This window comes from Burkholderia gladioli (assembly GCF_000959725.1).
Lineage (GTDB): Bacteria > Pseudomonadota > Gammaproteobacteria > Burkholderiales > Burkholderiaceae > Burkholderia > Burkholderia gladioli.
On sequence record NZ_CP009323.1, the window covers coordinates 3,538,792 to 3,557,438 of the forward strand.

14 protein-coding genes and 2 riboswitches are annotated in these 18,647 nt (G+C 69.8%); of the genes, 9 read left to right on the forward strand and 5 right to left on the reverse strand.

From position 1 onward, the window contains the following. Nucleotides 1-38 precede the first annotated feature (38 nt). From BM43_RS32895 to BM43_RS32905, 3 genes are all read left to right on the forward strand, one after another. The gene (locus BM43_RS32895; protein ID WP_013697887.1) at nt 39-1,304 is read left to right on the forward strand and encodes a YeaH/YhbH family protein; all 1,266 of its coding nucleotides are present in this window, start codon (nt 39-41) and stop codon (nt 1,302-1,304) included. A 6-nt stretch (nt 1,305-1,310) separates the two neighbouring features. Next, the gene (locus BM43_RS32900) at nt 1,311-2,993 is read left to right on the forward strand and encodes a SpoVR family protein (RefSeq protein WP_036051703.1); all 1,683 of its coding nucleotides are present in this window, start codon (nt 1,311-1,313) and stop codon (nt 2,991-2,993) included. A 278-nt stretch (nt 2,994-3,271) separates the two neighbouring features. After that, complete coding sequence (locus BM43_RS32905) at nt 3,272-4,576, forward strand: MFS family transporter (protein ID WP_025098055.1); 1,305 nt, start codon at nt 3,272-3,274, stop codon at nt 4,574-4,576. A 215-nt stretch (nt 4,577-4,791) separates the two neighbouring features. Here the strand turns inward: BM43_RS32905 and BM43_RS32910 are convergent, their stop codons facing one another. Further along, on the reverse strand, nt 4,792-5,535 hold the full coding sequence (locus BM43_RS32910) for an SDR family NAD(P)-dependent oxidoreductase (RefSeq protein ID WP_036051702.1): 744 nt from the start codon (nt 5,533-5,535) through the stop codon (nt 4,792-4,794). 88 nt (nt 5,536-5,623) lie between these two features. Beyond that, entirely contained in the window at nt 5,624-6,937 is a 1,314-nt protein-coding gene (locus tag BM43_RS32915; RefSeq protein ID WP_036051701.1) for a M23 family metallopeptidase, read from the reverse strand. Nucleotides 6,938-7,408: 471 nt separating this feature from the next. Here BM43_RS32915 and BM43_RS32920 point away from each other — a divergent pair, with 471 nt between their 5' ends. From BM43_RS32920 to BM43_RS32930, 3 genes are all read left to right on the forward strand, one after another. After that, nucleotides 7,409-8,023 (forward strand): RNA polymerase factor sigma-70, encoded by a 615-nt coding sequence (locus BM43_RS32920; RefSeq protein ID WP_036051699.1) that lies wholly within the window; start codon nt 7,409-7,411, stop codon nt 8,021-8,023. Nucleotides 8,024-8,238: 215 nt separating this feature from the next. After that, a complete protein-coding gene (locus tag BM43_RS32925) occupies nt 8,239-8,541 on the forward strand; it encodes a type II toxin-antitoxin system HigB family toxin (protein WP_036051698.1) in 303 nt (100 codons plus the stop codon). A gap of 5 nt (nt 8,542-8,546) precedes the next feature. Further along, nucleotides 8,547-8,909, forward strand: coding sequence for a helix-turn-helix domain-containing protein (locus BM43_RS32930; RefSeq protein ID WP_025098050.1), 363 nt, complete (start codon nt 8,547-8,549; stop codon nt 8,907-8,909). Between the two features lie 96 nt (nt 8,910-9,005). Here the strand turns inward: BM43_RS32930 and BM43_RS32935 are convergent, their stop codons facing one another. The 3 genes from BM43_RS32935 to BM43_RS32945 all read right to left on the reverse strand — a co-directional run bounded on the left by BM43_RS32935 (nt 9,006) and on the right by BM43_RS32945 (nt 11,446). After that, a complete protein-coding gene (locus tag BM43_RS32935) occupies nt 9,006-10,328 on the reverse strand; it encodes a cobyrinic acid a,c-diamide synthase CobB (protein WP_088555523.1) in 1,323 nt (440 codons plus the stop codon). Between the two features lie 14 nt (nt 10,329-10,342). Continuing rightward, nucleotides 10,343-10,945, reverse strand: a complete 603-nt coding sequence (gene cobO / locus BM43_RS32940; RefSeq protein ID WP_036051695.1) for a cob(I)yrinic acid a,c-diamide adenosyltransferase — start codon at nt 10,943-10,945, stop codon at nt 10,343-10,345. 81 nt (nt 10,946-11,026) lie between these two features. Beyond that, on the reverse strand, nt 11,027-11,446 hold the full coding sequence (locus tag BM43_RS32945; protein WP_013697897.1) for a cobalamin biosynthesis protein: 420 nt from the start codon (nt 11,444-11,446) through the stop codon (nt 11,027-11,029). Nucleotides 11,447-11,604: 158 nt separating this feature from the next. Next, nucleotides 11,605-11,830: riboswitch (cobalamin riboswitch) on the reverse strand. A gap of 150 nt (nt 11,831-11,980) precedes the next feature. Then, nucleotides 11,981-12,249, forward strand: a riboswitch (cobalamin riboswitch). A gap of 242 nt (nt 12,250-12,491) precedes the next feature. Here BM43_RS32945 and cobW point away from each other — a divergent pair. From cobW to BM43_RS32960, 3 genes are read left to right on the forward strand one after another with little or no spacing between them, the layout of a single operon-like run. Then, a complete protein-coding gene (cobW, locus tag BM43_RS32950) occupies nt 12,492-13,562 on the forward strand; it encodes a cobalamin biosynthesis protein CobW (protein WP_013697899.1) in 1,071 nt (356 codons plus the stop codon). Nucleotides 13,563-13,578: 16 nt separating this feature from the next. Then, the gene (cobN, locus tag BM43_RS32955) at nt 13,579-17,481 is read left to right on the forward strand and encodes a cobaltochelatase subunit CobN (RefSeq protein WP_036051694.1); all 3,903 of its coding nucleotides are present in this window, start codon (nt 13,579-13,581) and stop codon (nt 17,479-17,481) included. After that, nucleotides 17,478-18,587: a magnesium chelatase ATPase subunit I gene (locus BM43_RS32960; RefSeq protein ID WP_036051693.1), complete on the forward strand. Its 1,110-nt coding sequence runs from the start codon at nt 17,478-17,480 to the stop codon at nt 18,585-18,587. The genes cobN and BM43_RS32960 overlap by 4 nt, the downstream gene beginning before the upstream one ends. Nucleotides 18,588-18,647: the final 60 nt, after the last annotated feature.

Genomic DNA, 18,647 nt, shown 5'->3' on the forward strand with positions numbered 1-18,647 from the left:
ACGTCCCGGCGTATCGACTTTCGAGCGGGAGACCGGGAGTGCTTCATCAAATCATCGACCGCAGGCTTGCCGGCAAGAACAAGAGCATTGCAAACCGCGAACGCTTTCTGCGTCGCGTCAAGAACTACATTCGCCGCGCGGTGTCCGACGCCGTGCGCGACCGTAGCATCAAGGACATCCAAAGCACCCAGAGCATCACCATTCCGCGCAAGGACATCGCGGAGCCGACCTTCCGTCACACGTCGGGCGGGCGGCGCGAATACGTGCATCCGGGCAATTCCGACTACATCCGCGGCGACAAGATCCCGCGCCCGCCCGGCGGTTCGGGCGGTGGCGGCAGCCAGGCCAGCAACGAGGGCGAAGGGCAGGACGATTTCGTCTTCGAGCTGAGCCGCGACGAGTTCATGCAGTATTTCTTCGACGATCTCGAACTGCCGCGGCTGGTCAAGACGCACCTGCTGACCGTGCCGAGCTGGAAGAGCGTGCGGGCCGGCTGGGCCGCGGAGGGCACGCCGAACAACATCGACGTGGTGCGTTCGCTGCGAAGCGCGCTGGGCCGGCGCATCGCGCTCGGCTCGCCGCTCGTCAACGAGCTGCGTGTGCTGGAGGCGCAGCTCGAGGAGCTGAAGGCAGATACCGCAGATCGCCGCGTCGAGATCGCCGAACTCGAGGCGCAGATCCATCATTTGCGCGGACGGATCTGGCGTATCCCCTTCATCGACCCGTTCGACCTGCGCTACGTGAATCGCGTGAAGCAGCCGCAACCCTCGAGCCAGGCCGTGATGTTCTGCCTGATGGACGTGTCGGGCTCGATGGACGAACAGCGCAAGGATCTCGCCAAGCGCTTCTTCATCCTGCTCTACCTGTTCCTGAAGCGGAACTACGAGCGCATCGAGGTGGTGTTCATCCGCCACCACACGCGCGCCGAGGAAGTCGACGAGGACACCTTCTTCCATTCGACCGAAAGCGGCGGCACGGTGGTGTCGAGCGCGCTGGAGCTGATGCGCAAGGTGATGGACGAGCGCTATTCGCCCAGCGAGTGGAACATCTACGGTGCGCAGGCCTCGGACGGTGACAACTGGACCGACGATTCGCCGAAGTGCCGCAAGATCCTCGAGAACGACATCCTGACCAAGACCCGCTACTTCGCCTATATCCAGGTCACGCCCGAGGAGCAGAACCTCTGGCTCGAATATGCCCAGCTCGCGCTGTCGCAGCCGCATATGGCGATGAAGAAGGTCGAGTCCGCCGCGGACATCTACCCGGTGTTCCGCGAACTGTTCGAAAAGCATGTGGAAACGTAACGCCGTATGACGACACGCCATTTGCACAACGAAGCGCGCGGTTACCAGGCGCGCCACACGGGCGACGATGCGCCCGAACGCCGGCCCGAGGAATCGGACGAGGCGGCCGAGGCATCGTCGCCGCTCCCGGTAATGCCCGAATCCGGGCAGAAGGAAGGGCGCATGAACGTCGCCGAACGCAAGCCGCTGCCGTGCCCGTCGGACTGGACCTTCGAGCTGATCGAGGAGTACGACACGCACATCGCGCAGGTCGCCGAGCAATACGAGCTCGACGTCTATCCGATCCAGCTCGAGCTGATCAGCGCCGAGCAGATGATGGACGCCTACGCGTCCGTCGGGATGCCCGTCAACTACCGCCACTGGTCGTTCGGCAAGCACTTCCTGTCGACCGAGAAGAGCTACCGGCGCGGCCAGATGGGCCTGGCCTACGAGATCGTGATCAACTCCAACCCCTGCATCGCGTATCTGATGGAAGAAAATACGCTGACCATGCAGGCGCTGGTGATCGCGCATGCCGCCTATGGCCACAACTCCTTCTTCAAGGGCAACTACCTGTTCCGGCTGTGGACCGATGCGCACGCCATCATCGACTACCTGGTCTACGCGAAGAACTACGTGGCCGAGTGCGAGGAGCGCTACGGGCTCGACCGGGTCGAGGAACTGCTCGACTCCTGCCACGCGCTGATGAACTACGGCGTCGATCGCTACAAGCGTCCGCAGAAGCCTTCGTTGTCCAAGGAGGCGGCGCTGCGGCGCGAGCGCGAGGCCTACCTGCAGTCGCAGGTCAACGAGCTGTGGCGCACCTTGCCGGGCCGCAAGCCCGAGTTGGCCGACGAGGAGGTGGAGGGCCGCTACCCGCCCGAGCCGCAGGAGAACCTGCTGTATTTCGCCGAGAAGAACGCGCCGCTGCTGGAGCCCTGGGAGCGCGAGGTGATCCGCATCGTGCGCAAGATCGGCCAGTATTTCTATCCGCAGCGGCAGACCCAGGTGATGAACGAGGGTTGGGCCACCTTCTGGCATTACACCCTGCTCAATACGCTCTACCAGCAGGGCAAGCTGGAGGACGGCTTCATGATGGAATTCCTTCACTCGCACAGCAACGTGATCTACCAGCCGCCCGTCACCAAGCCCTACTACAGCGGCATCAACCCGTATGCGCTGGGCTTCTCGATGATGAGCGACATCCGGCGCATCTGCGAGAACCCCACTGACGAGGACCGCCGGTGGTTCCCCGAGCTGGCGGGCAGCCCCTGGCTGCCGGCGCTGCACTACGCGATGCGCAACTTCAAGGACGAGAGCTTCATCGCGCAGTACCTGTCGCCCCACCTGATCCGCGAGATGCGCCTGTTCTCGGTGCTCGACGACGACATGCGCGACTCGCTCGAGGTGTCGGCGATCCACGACGACAGCGGCTACCAGTACGTGCGCCAGGCGCTGTCCCGGCAATACGACATCCACCATCGCGAGCCGAACATCCAGGTCTGGGCCGTCAACACGCGCGGCGACCGCAGCCTCACGCTGCGCCATTTCATGACCGACAACCGGCACCTGTCGAACGACAGCGACGAGGTGCTCAAGCACATGGCGCGGCTCTGGCAGTTCGACGTGTTCCTGGAAAGCGTCGACGAGTCGGGCACGGTGCGCAAGCGCTACGAGTGCCGCTACCGGCCGCCCGAGGTGCGCGTCTGAGTCGGCCGCCTCGACTCCCGCCAAGAAAAAGCCAGCCCGCGGGCTGGTTTTTTCTTGGCCGGTCATTATTGATGGCGGCGACGCAATCCGGCCCTGGAGGGCAATCGTTCGCCATTTGTCGCCCGATCGTCAGGCGGGCGCGAACCTCGGGACAGTCCTGAAGGTGCCGAAGCTTTCATTTCGATAGAATGGCGCCGCGCGACGCCGCATCCTGCCCGCGGGCGCGGCAGGACGCGACCGTCATCGGCACCACAGGCTAATCGAGGAAACAAACCTACATGACCGACCTCACCGATCAGGCCAGCATGGCCCCCCACGACACCCGGCGGCGCGTGCTCGCGATCGTCGGCGCCTCGTCGGGCAATCTCGTCGAGTGGTTCGACTTCTACGTCTATTCATTTTGTGCGCTGTATTTCGCGCATGCCTTCTTTCCCAGCGGCAATCCCACCACGCAGTTGCTGAACACCGCCGGCGTGTTCGCGGCCGGCTTCCTGATGCGCCCGATCGGCGGTTGGCTGTTCGGCCGGATCGCCGACCGGCGCGGCCGGCGCACCGCGATGATGATCTCGGTGCTGATGATGTGCGGCGGCTCGCTGGTGATCGCGGCGATGCCGACCTACGACCAGATCGGCGCGCTGGCGCCGGTGATGCTGCTGATCGCGCGCTTGTTCCAGGGCCTCTCGGTGGGCGGCGAATACGGCACCAGCGCGACCTACATGAGCGAGGTGGCGTTGAAGGGGCGGCGCGGCTTCTTCGCCTCGTTCCAGTACGTGACGCTGATCGGCGGCCAGCTCTGCGCGCTGCTGGTGCTGGTGATCCTGCAGCAGTTCCTGAGCACCGAGGAGCTGCGCGCCTGGGGCTGGCGGATCCCGTTCCTGGTCGGCGCGCTGGCCGCGCTGGTCTCGCTCTGGCTGCGCAAGTCGCTCGACGAGACCTCGACCACCGAGTCGCGCCGCGCGCGCGATGCCGGCACGATCCGCGGCGTGATGCAGCATCGCGGCGCGTTCTTCACCGTGGTCGGCTTCACGGCCGGCGGCTCGCTGATCTTCTACACCTTCACCACCTACATGCAGAAGTACCTGGTCAACACCAGCGGCATGCACGCGAAGACGGCCAGCAACGTGATGACGGCGGCGCTGCTGGTCTACATGCTGTTGCAGCCGCTGTTCGGCGCGCTGTCGGATCGCATCGGCCGGCGTACCTCGATGCTGTTCTTCGGCGGCCTGGCCGTGATCGGCACGGTGCCGCTGATGCATGCGATCGCCGGTACCACGAGCCCGGTGACGGCCTTCGTGCTGATCACGATCGCGCTGGCCATCGTCAGCTTCTACACCTCGATCAGCGGCCTGATCAAGGCCGAGATGTTCCCGCCCGAGGTGCGCGCGATGGGCGTGGGCCTGTCCTACGCGGTGGCCAACGCGCTGTTCGGCGGTACCGCTGAATACGTGGCGCTGTGGTTCAAGCAGGCCGGCAGCGAGTCGACCTTCTACTGGTACGTGACCGCGCTCTGCGCGATTTCCTTCATCGTCTCGTTCCGGATGCGTGAACCGGCCAAGGAAGGCTACCTGCGTCACGAACCCTGAGCCCGGGCGGCATCGGCGACGCGCCGGCGGCACCATGTGCTTAGCGGCCGGCGCGCGATAAGGATATCGAAAATGCTTGGTTGTCCACGCCAGGCGGGCCGCTTACTCTGAGCCCGTAGTTCGTGTGACACCTCCTTGACTGGGATTGATGCCCGCCTTCACGGCGGGCTTTTTTTTCGTCCCGCGAAGCTCGAACTGCGGCCCGTGACGGTTGCTCAGGTGAGGTTGAGGCCGCCGTCCGAGAGCAGGATCTCGCCGGTCAGGTAGTCGGAGGCGACCAGCATGGCCACCGCCTGGGCGATGTCCTCGGGGCTGGCGGCGCGCCGCATCGGCGCGCGCTCCTTCCAGAGCTGCCGGGCCTGGGTCCAGTCGGCCGTCAGCGGCGTGTCGACCAGGCCCGGCGCGACCGCATTCACGCGAATCTCCGGTGCCAGCGACAGCGCGAGCAGGCGCGTGACATGGTTCAGGGCCGCCTTGCTCGCGGCATAGGGAATCGAGGCGCCCTTGGGGCGCACGCCGGCATGCGAGCTGACATTGACCACGCAGCCGGGCCTGCCGCGCGCGGCGGCTTCGCGCAGCGCCGCCTGCGCCTCGCTGACCAGTCGGAACGGCGCGACCACGTTGACTTCGTGCAGCTCCTGCCAGATCGCGGGCGTGGCCGCCGCCAGGTCCGCATGCGGGATCACGCGGCTGATCCCGGCATTGTTGACCAGCACGTCGAGGCGGCCCCAGGCGGCGATCGCCTCGCGCACCAGTCGCACGCGCGCGGCATCGTCGGCCAGGTCGGCCTGTAGGTAGACGGCCGAGCGGAGTTCGCGGGCCAGGGCCTGGCCTGCGGCGGCCGAACCGCGCGAGTGCAGGACGATCGCGTAACCATCCCGCGAGAGCCGGCGGGCGATCGCGGCGCCGATGCCGGAAGTGGAGCCGGTGACGAGGGCGACGGGCGGGGTGGAGGTCATGGCGAGGGGGATTCCGGATTGAGTCGGCCAGCTTGATCGTGGATCGGAGCTGGCGATTGTCGATCGGGAACTGCGCTTCCCACAAGCCTCACGACGCCGACGACACCTGCGGCGTCTGCAACAGCGTGCGCAGCGTCGGATCGAGCGTCGAGAGCCCGGCGCCGGCCGGCGCGGCATCGAGCATCGCGATGCCGACGTTCGGGCCGGCCGCCGCCGCGAACTGCGTGCGCACATCGACCAGGTCGCGCCGGAACGCGTCGAGCTGCATTGGCGAGAGCGTATTGCTCGCGTCGGCCAGCGCGACGATCGGATCGACCGGCGTATCGGCGATGCGCACCTCGAAGTGCAGGTGCGGGCCGGTGGCGGCGCCGGTCATGCCGACCGCGCCGACACGCTGGCCCTGCGCGAGCGTCATGCCGACCTTGAGCCCCGGCGCATAGGCGGACAGGTGCGCATAGAGCGTCGAATAGTGATCGGGATGGTCGATCACGACATAGCGGCCGTAGCCGTGCGGATCCACGCCGACGAAGGCGACCACGCCGTCGGCCGCCGCGTTGACGCGGGTGCCGCGCGGGGCCGCGAGATCGACGCCGGTATGCAGCGAACGCAGGTGCGAGATCGGGTGGATGCGCTCGCCGAACGGCGAGCTGATGCGCGTGGCCAGCACCGGCATGCTCAGCGCCGCCGCCTCCAGCGGTGCTCCGTCGAAGGTGTAGAAGGCGCCGTGCTCGGCGCCGGGCGGTCGGAACCACATCGCGCCGAAGCGCTTGCCGGCGGCGCGCACCTCGATCGCGGTCAGGCGCGGGCCTTCGTGGGTGGTCTCGTAGGCGATCCGGTAGCGGTCGCCGGTCTGCGCGGCCGCGTGGGTGCGCAACTGCGCGGCGACCAGGTCGCCGACCTGGATGCGAACCTCGGGCGGGATATCGAGCTGCTGCAGGGTCTGCGCGAAGGAATGCGTGATGACGCCGGTGCGCAGGCCGGTGGCGAGCGGCGGCTCGCCCATGCCGAACGCGGGCGCGGCGAGCGAGAACAGTTCGCTGCCGTCGCCGAGCAGGCTGCGCCCCGCGGCGAAGCGTGAGGCGAAGCGGCCGGGACGCATGTCGCGCGAGGCGATCGCGGCCTCCAGCTGATCGGTGACGAAGCGCTGCGCGCTCGGGAACGGCGTGGCGGCGAATACCTGCTGCGGGGTCCTGGCCGCGCCGAGCGTGGTCGGCGAGGGCGTGTTCGAGACCGCGGGCAGCGTCACCGCGAGACTGAACGCGGCGATCGCGCCAAGCGCCGCGGCGGCGGGAAGCAGGCGCATGAAGGGGCGCGCGGGAGGATTCGGTGTGGCGGGCCGGCGGGCGTGTCGGTCGCCGGCGACAAGCGAAACTTCGGGAATTGGGCTCAACGGACTCCACATCCTCAAAAAGGCAGGTTCAGGGCAAGGGGTGGGGAAAGGCTGGCTACGCGAAAACCGCGCGACACGGCACGGCCGGCAGCACTCTGGCGTACGACGCCGGGCCGCGCGCGGCGGCCCGATACGTTCCGTTCGGCCCAGGGACGCGGGGTAACACCGCTCCGAACGATGATCCATCGATGCGGGGTGGAACCCTGCGGTGAGAATCGACGCTGAGAAAGATGACAGCACCATGTCGCCAGCGTTCCGACAATTTTTGACTTTTATATGGGGATCGATTTCGGATCGCGGAGGATGCGAGTGGAATCGCCAAACTTGCGTGTTATGCACGGCGCTTGCCGCTTGCCCTCGCTTTGCCCTCGTATAGGACTTCGGATCGTGAAAAATCTCTCGATACGATTGAGAATGATTTGCGTTTGCATTAAATTCAACGCAGTCGATTTTCCCGAACCCACCACGATACGGAGATGCCTGATGTCGGAACCGACCCTCGCCGCATCCGCCCGCATGTCGCCGCGCCTGGCCGCCAGGCACGCGGCGCGCGGCCGCGGTGCGCTCGTCGAGACGCTGGTGTGTCATCGCGCGATGCTGGTCAAGGTCGCGCAGGGGGTGACCGGCTGCGCCAGCCGTGCCGAGGACGTGGTGCACGACGTGCTGCTGCGGCTGGTCGATTTCCCGAACCAGGAGGCGATCCGGCAGCCGCTCGCCTATGTCACGCGCATGGTGCGCAATGCCTCGATCGACGTCTGTCGCCGCCAGTCGCTCGAAACCCACTGGCGTGCCGAGGCGGAGGCGGGGCTCGACGTGCCGTCGCCCGAGCCCACGCCCGAGGCGATCGCGCTGACGCGCGACGCCCTCGAACGGATGCGCGCGGCCCTGACCGAGGTCCCGGTGCGCAGCCGGACCGCCTTCGAGATGGTGCGCGTGCGCGAGGAGACGCTGGCGGCCGCGGCCGACGCGCTCGACGTGTCGCCGACGCTGGTGCATTTCATGGTGCGCGACGTGGTTCGTCATTGCGCCGAATGCCTCGCCGCCCTCGATCGCGGCGTGGCGCCGCCGGCCTTCGCGGCGGCCTCGCGCCGACGCTAGGGGCTGGCGCGCTGCTCCGGGCCGCGTTTCCTCAAGCGGCATCGCGTCGCGCCTGCCCGTGCCCGGCCTGCACGACGACGCGGCAAAGCCTTGCTGCAAGGGGTTGTCCCGGCAAGGGACGAGAATGGCAGGCCATTTGGTCGAATGGACGCAGCGCCGGATTCGCGTTGAAATAGTCCCACTTCGGGACTACCATGGATCCTCACTGCATCCTTATGCGTATCGTTGCCAAGCGCACCCTGCAGGCCTTCGTCATCCGTCATCCGCAGGCGCGCCAGTCGATGCTGGCGTGGTGCGCCGACGCCGACAAGTCGAGATGGACCACGCCGCAACAGATCCGCGCGGCCTATGCCTCGGCGAGCTTCGTCGGGCGCAATCGCGTGGTGTTCAAGCTGCATGGCAACGCCTATCGGCTGATCGTCGCGATTGCCTGGCAGGTCGGCGTCGTCTACGTGAAGTTCGTCGGTACGCACGCGGAATACGACAGGGTGGATGCGGCTACCGTGGAGATGAACTGATGGACATTACGATTCGCCCGATCCGTGGCGAGCAGGACTACGAGGCGGCGCTCGCCGAAGTCTCGGCCCTGGTCGATGCCGATCCCGCGCCCGGCACGCCCGAGGGCGACAAGCTCGAGATCCTGTCGTTCCTGGTCGAGCGCTACGAGGACGCGCGTTTTCGCCTGCACGCGCCCGATCCGATCGCCGCGATCAAGTTCCGCATGGAGCAGGGCGGCCTCACGGTCGCCGACCTCAAGCCTTATATCGGCAATACCAATCGTGTCTACGAAGTGCTGAACGGCAAGCGCCCGCTGAGCCTGGCGATGATCCGCCGGCTGCACCAGGGGCTGCGGATTCCCGCCGACGTGCTGATCGGCGTCGCCTGAGCGGGTGGCGGCCGGCTCCCGCCTTGCTGCGGGCACGTCGCGCCGGTTTCGGGCGCGACCTTGCACGCCGCGTCGCGCCGGGGCCGGCGAGCGCGCCTAGCCGGCCGCGAGCGCGCTGGCCGGCGGCCACGCCCCGAGCAGCAGGTCGGCCAGCGCCCGCGGATTCGACGGCCAATAGGCATGCATGTAGGTCGCGACGATCGAGCCGTGCCGGTAGACCGCCTCGCCCGGCGCGCCGTCGTCGGGCCGCACGGCGACGGCCGAGGGCGCCAGCGGCGTCTGCAGCCTCGAATAATGGAAGGTATGGCCCGACATCGGCCCGGCGGGCGTGTCGAGCCGCTGCATGCCGAGCGAGGTGAAGCGGCGCTGCATGGTGGCGGCGCCGGGCAACAGGCCCAGCATCGGCGTAACGGTGCCGTCCGCCGTGCCCAGCGTCTCGCAGAGATAGAGCAGGCCGCCGCACTCGGCCAGCACCGGCCGCCCGGCGGCGACATGCGAGGCGATGCCGGCGGCGCTGCGCCGGTTGGCGGCGAGCCGTGCCGCATGCAGCTCCGGATAACCGCCCGGCAGGTACAGCGCGTCGCAATCGGGCAAGGCCTCGTCGGCCAGCGGCGAGAAAAAGTCCAGGCTGGCGCCGAGTGCTTCGAGCAGCGCCAGGTTGGCCGGGTAGAGGAAGGAGAAGGCCGCATCGCGCGCCACCGCCACTCGCAGGCCCTCCAGCCAGCGCGGCAAGGGCGCTGGCTGCGCGGGCGACGCGAATGCCACTTCCGGTGGCAACTCGGCCAGCGAGGTCCGCGCCATGGCATCGGCCGCGCGTTCGAGCCGCGCGTCGAGGTCGGCGATGTCCGCGGCCTGGTGCAGGCCGAGATGCCGTTCCGGCAGCGCGATGCCGGGGTCGGCCGGCAGATGGCCGAGCCAGCGGATGTCCTCGGGCATCGAGGCGCGCAGCAGCGCGGCATGCCGCTCGGAGCCGACCCGATTGGCCAGCACGCCATGGAAGGGCAGCCCCGGCCGGAAACGCGCGAGCCCGAAGGCCAGCGCGCCGAAAGTCTGCGCCACCGATTTCCCCGAGATCACCGCGGCCACCGGCACGCCGAAGCGGCAGGCCAGGTCGGCGCTGCTCGGCGTGCCGTCGAACAGGCCCATCACGCCCTCGATCAGGATCAGGTCGGCCTCGGCGGCGGCCTGCGCCAGCAGCGCGCGGCAGCCGTCCTCGCCGACCATGCCGAGATCGAGCGAATGCACCTCGGCGCCGCTGGCGCGCGCGAGGATCATCGGATCGAGGAAGTCCGGGCCGGTCTTGAACACGCGCACGCGCCGGCCGAGCCGCCGATGCAGCCGCGCCAGCCCCGCGGTGATCGAGGTCTTGCCCTGGCCGGAGCCGCTCGCGCCGATCAGCAGCGCCGGGCAGCGCAGCACGCCTGCGGACACGCTCAGAACTCCACGCCGCGCTGGGCCTTTACGCCCTGCTCGCGATACGGGTGCTTGACCAGCCGCATCTCGGTCACCAGGTCGGCGGCCTCCACCAGCGCGTCGGGCGCATGACGCCCCGTCACCACCACGTGCAGCGCCGCCGGGCGCGCGGCCAGCACGGCCAGCACCTCGTCGAGTGGCAGGTAGTCGTACTTCAGCACCGTGTTCAGCTCGTCGAGGATCACCATCTGGTAGTCGCCGCTCTCGATCATCCGGCGCGCCTCGTCCCAGCCCTTGCGCGCGGTCGCGATATCGGCCTCGCGATCCTGCGTGTTCCAGGTGTAGCCGTCGCCCATCGTCACGAAATCGCAGTCCGCGAAGGTGTTGAGCAGGTCGCGCTCGGCCGTGTGCAGCGCACCCTTGATGAACTGCACCACGCCCAGCTTCATGCCGTGGCCGAGCACGCGCACCGCCATGCCGAAGGCGGCCGTGCTCTTGCCCTTGCCGTTGCCGGTGTTGACGATCAGCAGGCCCTTCTCGACGGTCGCCGCGGCCTGTTTCTTTTCATGGCCGGCGCGGCGGCGTTCGGTCATGCGCTGATGCGATTCGGGATCGGTTTTCATCGGGTCGGAAGTCCTCGGGATACGGGAAAGCGGGCAGGAAAATATCGGGGCATCGGGCAGGGCGGCGGCATGATCGCGCGTTCAGGCGGGCCCGGCGATCGCCACGGTCACGCCGTCGACGATCGTCTTCGGCACCAGCAACCGGCCGTGCGGCGCGGCAGCCAGCGCGCAGGGCTCGCACACGCCCTCGACGCCGAAGCGCGCGAAGGCGGCCGAGCTCGGGGCCGTGCCATCCCCCGGCGGCGCATCGGGGGCGATGGCTTCGCGCGCGATCGCCACCAGCGGCCAGCCATGGCGCGCGCAGCAGGCCACCAGGCCCGGTTCGGCGGCCTTGGCGTCGAGCGTCGCGACGCGGGCGATATCGGCCAGCGCGAGGCCGGGTCGGCGCGCGAGCGCGGCGGCGATGGCGGCCTCGATCGCCTCGGGCGACTTGCCGGCGCGGCAGCCCACCCCGACGACGATGCGCGGCGCGGCGATGCGATCCGGAGCGATGCAGGTCATGCTGGGCGGACGAGTGGTGAACGAGCGAACAAACGTGCAAGCAAACGGGCACACGAGCGGGCAAAAAAACGGCGAACCACGGTGTCGACGACGCTTCGTGCCTCGATGCGGATTTCGCATGGCGCCCGTCCCACGCGGGTGCCATGTCCGGCGAGCCGGGCTCGCCGTCTGCGTCGGCCGGTATCCGGGCTGGCCGCCTGTCATGCCGACGCCTTCCCGCCGCGATCGGCAGTGGCTCGAGTCGGCCTGCGCGTCGCGCTTGCGCGATTCGCCGGCGGCGTACCGTTGCGGGGACAGCACAGGCTGGCGGCGCGCCGCTCCCTGTTTCCCGTTTAACCGCAGTCGCGAATGCGACTGCGGGCACCGAACGCGCGCATACGATAGCACAGCGGACGGGGCCGGAAGGGCGCTCGCCGGGGCTTGCCGGGCAGGCGCGTCGGTGGCGCGGGCGCACAAAAAGAGCGGCGGCGCCGAGCGCGCCCCATCGCGCGCCGCGGCCGGCCGCGCCGCCTTGACGCGTCTGGACGCCGCGCCTACACTCGCACGCGTTTTGGTGCTCGCGTGCGGATTCTCTTGGCACGCAGTTGAACGGGAAACAGGGAAGCTCGCCGCGCCGCGGACGATCTCAACCTGTGCTGCCCCCGCAACGGTAAGCGCATGCATCGCGCAAGCGATGCGAGCCCCGCTTCACCGCGCCCCGAGTCGCTCGGGCGCGCGGCCCGGCCACTGGACGCGAGACGCGTCCGGGAAGGCGAAGCGGCGCTGTCGCCAGCCCGGATACCGGCCAGAACCACGGAAGCGCCAGTCGTGCGCGAGCCCCGGGCCAGGCCCTGCGGCGCGCGGCGGCGAATCCGCAGGGAAGCGTCGCGGGTGGCGGCGCGGGTTCCCGTGCAGCCTCGCGGCCGCGCCCTGGGCGCGTCGGCCGGCCAGTCCATCGTCGATGATCGTCGTCCCCGGGCGGCCGGCATGACGACCGGCAGGCCGCCCGCGCGTCGTGCCGACGCCGCGATGGCATCATCCACCGACTCACCGACAGGCGAATTCCATGCAAATGCGCAAAATCCCCGTGACCGTCGTCACGGGCTTCCTCGGCAGCGGCAAGACCACCTTGCTGCGCCACATCCTCGAAAATGCCTCGGGCCGCCGGATCGCGGTGATCGTCAACGAATTCGGCGAGCTCGGCATCGACGGCGAGATCCTGAAGGGTTGCGGCATCGGCTGCGAGGAAGGCGCGCAAGCGGCCGGCCAGCTCTACGAACTGGCCAACGGCTGCCTGTGCTGCACGGTGCAGGAGGAGTTCTACCCGGTGATGGAGGCGCTGGTGGAGCGCCGCGAGCAGATCGACCACGTGCTGATCGAGACCTCCGGCCTGGCGCTGCCCAAGCCGCTGGTGCAGGCCTTCAACTGGCCGTCGATCAAGAACAGCTTCACCTGCGATGCCGTGATCACGGTGGTCGACGGCCCGGCCGCCGCGGCCGGCCAGTTCGCCGAGGACGTGCAGGCGGTGGACGCGCAGCGCCGCGCCGATCCGAACCTCGACCACGAATCGCCGCTGCACGAACTGTTCGCCGACCAGCTTTCCTCGGCCGACCTGGTGATCGTCAACAAGACCGACCTGCTGGACGCGGCGCAGTTCGCCGCGGTGGAGACGACGATCCGCGAGGAAATCCCGGCGCACGTGAAGATCGTGCGCGCGCAGCGCGGCGAGCTCGACCTGGCCACCCTGATCGGCCTGAACGCGGCCTCCGAGGAAACCATCCACCTGCGTCACGATCATCACGGCTCGGCCGAGGATGCCGACCATCACCACGACGAATTCGATTCGGTGGTGGTCGAGGCGCGCGTGAGCTCGCGCGAGGCGACCATCGCCGCGCTGCGCGCGCTGGTCGATGCGCACACGATCTACCGCGTGAAGGGTTTCGCGGCGCTGCCGGCCACGCCGATGCGGCTGGTGATCCAGGGCGTGGGCGGGCGCTTCGACAGCTACTTCGACCGGCGCCTCACCGAGGCGGACGGCGCCACCAGCCGTTTCGTGCTGATCGGCGAGGACCTCGACGCGGCCGCGCTGCAGGCGGCCTTCCTCGCCGCGCTCGGCGACGCCGTGCAAGCGGCCTGAGGCGCGAAGGCTCCCGATGCATCTGCTGCGCACCACGCCGGGCGGTTTCGTCGACGACACGCAGGGCGTGATCCGCATCGACCAGCGTCCCGCCGAGATCGTGATCCTCAGCTCGGCGGACACCACGCTGTCCCTGCTCGCCAGCGCGGTGCCGCTGCTCGGCGAGGGTTTCCCGAGCCTGCGGCTGGCCAACGTCAGCTTCCTGCGCCAGCCCGCCTCGGTCGACTTCTATATCGACGACGTGCTGCAGCACGCCAGCGTGGTGGTGATCGACCATCTCGGCGGCGAGGCCTACTGGCCTTACGGGATCGAGCAGGCGGTCGCGCTGGCCGAACGGCGCGGCCAGCAGTTGGCGATGTTTTCCGGCGACCTGCAGGAAGATCCGAACCTGGTCGCCAGGAGCACCGTCGACCCGGCGCTGTGTCGGCAGTGGTGGCGCTACCTGCGCGAGGGCGGCGCCTGGAACGCGCAGGCGCTGTTGCGCAGCATCGCCTTCCATGCGCTCGGCGTCGGCGAGGCGCCGTCGCCGCCGCGTCCGCTGCCGGCCGCCGCGCTCTATCACCCGATGCACGAGCCGGCCGTGGTGGAAGACTGGCACGCGCGCTGGACGAGCGGCGCGCCGGTGGTCGCGATCCTGTTCTACAAGGCGCACTGGCAGGCCGCCAACACGGCCGTGTTCGACGCGCTGATCGAGGCGCTCGAGCGCGAGGGGCTCAACCCGCTGCCGATCGCCGTCACCTCGCTGAAGGACGCCGCGAGCCGCGAGGTGATCGCGCGGCTGGTCGCCTCGGAGCGCGTCGCGCTGGTGCTCAACACCACCGCCTTCGCGGCCGGCGCGATCGACGCGCCCTCGGCCGTCGAGCTGGCCGGCGACGCGCCGGTGCTGCAGGTGATCCTCTCGGGCGGCAACCGCGAGGCCTGGCTCGCCGATCCCCAGGGCCTGCACGCGCGCGACATCGCCATGCACGTGGCGCTGCCCGAGGTGGACGGGCGCATCGTCACGCGCGCGGTCAGCTTCAAGGGGCTGGCCTATCGCTGCCCGCACACCGAGGTCGACGTGGTGCGCTACCAGCCCGACGCGGAGCGCATCGCCTTCGTCGCCGAGCTGAGCCGCCGCTGGTGCCGGCTGCGCACCGAGCCGAACGCGGGCAAGCGGCTCGCGCTGGTGCTGGCCAACTACCCGACCAGCGAGGGACGCATCGGCAACGGCGTGGGGCTCGACACGCCGGCCTCGGCGCTCGGCATCCTGGCCGCGCTGGGCGAAGCCGGCTACACGCTGGCCGGCGCGCTGCCCGAGACGGGCGACGCGCTGATCGCGCGGCTCACCGAGGGCGTGACCAACGACCCGACCTCGCAGGCGATCCGCCCGGCCTTCCAGAGCCTCGCGATGGACGCCTACCGGCGCCGTTACGCGCGGCTGCCGGCGGCCGCGCGCGAGGCGATCGAGGCGCGCTGGGGCGAGCCCGAGCAAGACCCGACGCTGCGCCACGGACGTTTCCCGATCGCCGGCTGGCGCGCGGGGCAGGTGTTCGTCGGGATCCAGCCGGCGCGCACGCGCGAGGCGAACGACTACGCGAGCTATCACGATGCCGAGATCGTGCCGCCGCACGCTTATCTGGCCTTCTACTTCTGGCTGCGCGACGCATTCGCGATCGACGCGATCGTGCACGTCGGCAAGCACGGCAATCTCGAATGGCTGCCGGGCAAGAGCGTGGCGCTGTCCGAGGCCTGCTGGCCCGACCTGATCCTCGGGCCGCTGCCGCATCTGTACCCGTTCATCGTCAACGATCCCGGCGAGGGCAGCCAGGCCAAGCGCCGCGCCCAGGCGGTGATCGTCGACCACCTGATGCCGCCGCTCACGCGCGCCGAGAACTACGGCCCGCTGCAGGACCTGGAGCGGCAGGTCGACGAATACTACGACGCGCTGATGGTCGATCCGCGCCGCGCCAAGCTGCTGCGCCGGAGTATCCTCGACACCATCGTCGAGCACCGGCTGCACGAGGAACTGAGCCTGGCCGAGCCCAGCGGCCGCGACGACGAGGACGCGCTGCTCACGCGCGTCGACGCCTGGCTCTGCGAACTGAAGGAAGCGCAGATCCGCGACGGCCTGCATGTCTTCGGCCGCTCGCCCGAGGCGCGCCAGCGCCGCGACACGCTACTCGCGCTGGCGCGTTTTCCGGTCGGCGACGGGCTCGGCGCGAACGCCGGCCTGATCGCCGCGCTCGCGCGCGATCTCCGGCTCGGCGCCGGCTTCGATCCGCTCGCGGCCGACTGGGCCGCGCCCTGGCAGGGGCCGCGCCCGGCCGAGTTGAACGAGGTCGACACGACGCCGTGGCGGCATGCCGGCGACACCCGCGAGCGGCTCGAACTGCTGGCGCAGCGGCTCGTCGCGGGGCTGGCCGGCGAGGGCGGGAGGGGTGAGGGCAATAAGGGCGAAGGCGAGGGCGACCGTGTAGCCGAAGGCTTGGCCCCCCGGCACGCGCCCGACGACGCGGCCGACGTGCTCGCGCTGCGTCGCCTGCGCGCCGAAGCCGGGCGCTGGCCGGCCACGCTGGCCGTGCTCGAACGCGTCGCGCGCGATCTCGCGCCGCGCCTGGACGCCTGCGGCGCCGACGAGTTGCGCCATCTGCTGCGCGGCCTCGACGGCCGTTTCGTGCCGCCCGGGCCGAGCGGCTCGCCCTCGCGCGGCCGCCCCGACGTGCTGCCGACCGGCCGCAACTTCTACTCGGTCGACACGCGCGCCGTGCCGACCCAGGCGGCTTGGTCGCTCGGCATGAAGTCGGCGCACCAACTGGTCGAGCGGCATCTGCAGGAGCATGGCGACTATCCGCGCGCGGTCGGCCTGTCGGTATGGGGCACGGCCACCATGCGCACCGGCGGCGACGACATCGCCCAGGCCTTCGCGCTGATCGGCGTGCGCCCGAAGTGGGCGCACGGCAGCCACCGCGTGACCGACTTCGAGATCCTGCCGATCGAGATCTTCGATCGCCCGCGCATCGACGTGACGCTGCGCGTCTCGGGCTTCTTCCGCGACGCCTTCGCCAACCTGATGCACCTGTTCGACGCGGCCGTGCAGGCGGTCGCCGAGCTCGACGAGCCGGCCCACCTGAACCCGATCCGCGAGCGCGTGCGGCGCGACGCGGCGGCCCTGGTCGAGCGCGGCGCGAGCGCCGAGGAGGCGCGACGCCGCGCCGGCTGGCGCGTGTTCGGCGCGCGGCCGGGCAGCTACGGCGCCGGCCTGCAGGAGCTGATCGACCAGCGCAACTGGCAGAGCGACGCCGACCTGGCCCGGGCCTACCAGTCCTGGGGCGGCTACGCCTACGCGCAGGGCAGTGCCGGCGAGGCCGCGCAGGACGCCTTCGGCGCGCGGCTGGCGAGCATCGACGCAGTGGTGCAGAACCAGGACAACCGCGAGCACGACCTGCTCGACTCCAACGACTACTACCAGTTCCAGGGCGGCATGGCGGTCGCGGTCCGCCATCTGTCGGGGCGCCAGCCGGCGCTCTACCACGGCGACCACAGCCGCCCCGACACGCCGCGCATGAACACGCTCGGCGAGGAGATCGCGCGCGTGATCCGCTCGCGTGTGGTCAACCCGAAGTGGATCGACGGCGTGAAGCGCCACGGCTACAAGGGCGCGGCCGAGCTGGCCGCCACCGTCGATTATCTCTACGGCTACGACGCCACCGCGCGCGTGGTGGCCGATCATCAATACGCGCTGGTCACTGACGCCTACGTCAACGACGCCGACACGCGCGACTTCCTCGAGCGGCACAACCCGCATGCGCTGCACGGCATCTGCGAGCGCCTGCTCGAAGCGATCCAGCGCGGCCTCTGGCAACAACCCGGCGCCTATCGCGAGCAGCTCGAGGCACGCCTGCTCGCCGTCGAACAGCATCTGGAAGGAACCCGGCGATGAACCCGCACGACCCGAGCGGCGGCCTGCCGCCGTTTCCGTTTTCCGCGCTGATCGGCCAGGCCGCGCTGCAGCAGGCATTGCTGCTGGTGGCCGTCGATCCCTCGATCGGCGGCGTGCTGGTGAGCGGGCCGCGCGGCACCGCGAAATCGACGGCGGCGCGCGCGCTGGCCGAGCTGCTGCCGCGGGGCCGCTTCGTGACGCTGCCGCTGGGCGCCGCCGACGAGCACGTGACCGGCACGCTGGACCTGGCCGGCGCGCTCGGCGAGAACGCCGTGCGTTTCTCGCCCGGGCTGCTGGCGCGCGCGCATCTGGGTGTGCTCTATGTGGACGAGATCAACCTGCTGCCCGACGGCCTGGTCGACGTGCTGCTCGACGCGGCCGCGAGCGGCGTCAACACGGTCGAGCGCGACGGCATCTCGCACACGCACGCGGCGCGCTTCGCGCTGGTCGGCACCATGAATCCGGAAGAGGGCGAGTTGCGTCCGCAGTTGCTGGATCGCTTCGGCTTGATGGTGGAACTCGAGAACTGTCGCGACATCGATGAGCGGCAGCGCATCGTCAAGGCGCGGCTGGCCTTCGATCTCGATCCGGCGGGCTTTCGCGCCGGGCATGCCGGGGCACTGGCCGCGCTGGCCGAACGGATCGGCCGCGCGCGCGAGGCGCTGGCGAGCGTGCAGGTCGATGACAGCGTGCACGAGCAGGTTGCCCGGCTCTGCATCGAGGCGGCCGTCGACGGGCTGCGCGCCGACCTGGTGATGTTGCGCGCCGCGCGGGCGCTGGCCGCCTTCGAGGGCGCGGCGGCGGTGAGCGCCGCGCATGTCGAACGCGTGGCCGCCGACGTGCTGCGCCATCGCCGCACGCAGGCGTCGGCCGCCGCCGAGTCGTCGTCACCCACGTCGTCGCCAACCGCGTCGCGGCAAACCGATCAGCCGGCTCGCGGCACCAACCCGCCGCCGCGCGGCGGTGATGCCTCGTCGATCGCGCGAGACGAGGCGCCAGCCGGCGACGGCGGCGCGCGGGACGGCGACTGGGGCTACCTGCCGCCCGTACCGGCCGGCCTCACGGCCGTGAAGGGCGTGATCCCGCTGCCCTCAAAAAAACGCTGAGCCATCGAACGACTGCCCCCGCCGCGCCAGGCAGCGGGGTTCGATGGCGGCACGGCAAGC